Raw genomic sequence first — 2,503 nt, 5'->3', positions numbered from 1 at the left:
GATCCCGCCCGCACGGACGAGCTCGTCTACATGACGGCGACGGACGCGCTCGCGGCCTTCGCCGCCCGGACGTTGTCGCCCGCCGAACTGCTCACCGCCGTCGTCGAACGGGCCGAGCGCATCGAGCCGAGCGTGAACGCGTTCGCGGAACGGTGGTTCGACCAGGCCATGGAGCAGGCCAGGCAGGCCGCCGACCGGTACGCCCGCGGCACGGCCAGGCCGCTCGAAGGGCTGCCCGTCGCGCTCAAGGAGGAGCAGCCCATCGCCGGGCACCCGCTGCGCGAGGGCTCGATGCTGCTGCGGGACAACGTCGCCGGGGAGAGCCACCCCATCGTCGGCCGGATCGTCGCGGCCGGCGGCATCGTGCACGCCAGGACCACCACCCCGGAGTTCTGCGCGGCCGGGTTCACGCACAGCGACCTGTGGGGCGTCACCCGCAACCCGTGGAGCCTCGCCCACTCCTCCGGCGGCTCGTCGGGCGGCTCAGGGGCGGCGCTGGCGGCGGGCACCGCGATGCTCGCGACCGGGTCCGACATCGGCGGCTCGATCCGCATCCCGGCGGCGTTCAACGGCGTGGTCGGGTTCAAGCCGCCGTACGGCCGGGTGCCCGCACTGCCGCCGTACAACCTCGACCACTACTGCCACGACGGGCCGATGGCGCGGACCGTGGCCGACTGCGCGCTGCTGCAGAACGTGATCGCCGGCCACGACCCGCGCGACCCGGTGTCGGTGCCCGCGCCCGCGCCGATCCCGCCGCCCGTCCCGCCGCTCGCGGGGTCGCTCAGGGGGCGGCGCGTGGCCGTCTGCGTGCACCTCGGCGACTATCCCGTCGAGCCGGAGGTCGCCGCCGCCACCTGGGACGCGGTGTCGGCGCTGACCGAGGCGGGCGCCGTCGTCGAGGAGGTGGAGCTGCCGTGGCGGCGCGCCGACATCATGCGGGCCGCCTGGGCTCACTACGGCGCCATCTTCGGGCCCATCATCGCCGAGGAGATGGCGGAGCACGGCGACGGCGTCACCCGCTACGTCCGCGACTTCCTCGACCGCAGCCTCGAGGCCGTCGCCGAACTGGGTTTCTACGGCGCACTGAAGATCGAGAGTCAGGTCCACGCCGACCTCGCCCGCCTCTTCGAACGCTTCGACGCGCTCGTCTGCCCCGCCTCCGGCACGCCCGCGTTCCTGGCGGGGGAGGACTACGTGGAGACGCCGCTGGTCGTGGACGGGGTGAGGCTCGACCACAACCTGGAGGCCCCGCTCACGGTGCCGTTCAACCTCGCCAGCCGCTGTCCCGTGCTCGGGGTGCCGTCCGGCCGCTCGTCGCAGGGCGTGCCCACCGGCGTGCAGGTGGTGGGCCGGCCGTACGACGACCACACCGTCTTCGAGATAGGGGCGGCGGTGACGGCGGCCCTGCCCTGGTACGCCGGCGAGTCCTGGCGGCCTGCCCTGTGAGCCGCCGGCACGGGATCGACCTCAGCTACTACGACCTCGGCCGCACCCCGTTCTTCGCCTGCGAGGTGGACCCGCGGTTCTCCTACTGCCTGTACGTGCCGGAGGACTACGACGAGACCGGGACGAAACGGTACGACCTCCTCGTGGCCGTGCACGGCACCGACCGCACGGCCAGCGAGTACCGTGACCGGTTCGCCACCTTCTGCGACGAGCACGACTGCATCGTGCTGGCGCCGTTGTTCCCCGCCGGCCTCGGCCGCCGTACGGAGCTGCACGACTACAAGTTCATCGGCTACGGAGGCATCAGGTTCGACCGGATCCTGCTGGCGATGGTGGACGAGGTCGCCGCGAAGTACCGCGCCGACGCCTCCCGCCTGCTCATGCACGGCTTCTCCGGCGGCGGCCAGTTCGTGCACCGCTTCCTGTACCTGCATCCCGACCGGCTGCGCGCGGCCTCGATCGGCGCGCCCGGCCTGGTCACCCTGCTCGACCCGCGCTGGCCGTGGTGGGCGGGCACCGGGGGCGTGACCGAGGAGTTCGGCGTACGGCTCGACGTCGACGCCATGCGCCGGGTCGCCGTGCAGATGGTCGTCGGCGCGGACGACACGGACACATGGGAGATCACCGTCACCGAGCGGGACGAGCTGTGGGTCGAGGGCGCCGACGCCGCCGGGGCCAACCGCATCGACCGGCTGGAGAACCTGCGCCGCAGCTTCGAGGCGGCGGGCATCCCGGTACGGTTCGACGTGGTGCCGGGCGCGGCCCACAACGGTTTCGACGTCCTGGACGCCGTACGCGCCTTCTTCCGCGACGAGCTGGCGGGCCCGCCCGCGCCGGCGGTCTGACCGCCCCGGCCCGCGCACGGGACGCATGCCGGATTCGGCGGTGCGGGCGGCGGTCGCGGTCCGAGAACGGGTAAGTTGGCGCCCCATGGAGGAACGCCAGAAGCACCCACGACTCACCGGCCGGGGTCGCGCGCTCGCCGCGCTGGCGGCCGTGGCCCTCGCCGGGACGGCGGCCTGCGCGAACCCGGCCGGTGAGTCGTGGGTGCTTCTGG

2 protein-coding genes are annotated in these 2,503 nt (G+C 73.6%); both read left to right on the top strand.

Annotation, left to right across the window (positions count from 1 at the left end; translation table 11 throughout):
- The coding region (locus E1295_RS47935; RefSeq protein ID WP_342775980.1) for an amidase at positions 1–1,446 on the top strand (1,446 nt) is incomplete at its 5' end.
- The gene (locus tag E1295_RS47930) at positions 1,443–2,291 is read left to right on the top strand and encodes a hypothetical protein (RefSeq protein ID WP_220449272.1); all 849 of its coding nucleotides are present in this window, start codon (positions 1,443–1,445) and stop codon (positions 2,289–2,291) included. The genes E1295_RS47935 and E1295_RS47930, both read left to right, overlap by 4 nt.
- The last annotated feature ends 212 nt before the right edge of the window (positions 2,292–2,503 follow it).

This window comes from Nonomuraea mesophila (assembly GCF_004352805.1).
Classification (GTDB): Bacteria; Actinomycetota; Actinomycetes; order Streptosporangiales; family Streptosporangiaceae; genus Nonomuraea; species Nonomuraea longispora.
The sequence above is the reverse complement of the archived record's forward strand: the minus strand, read 5'-3'. Positions and strand labels throughout refer to the sequence as shown.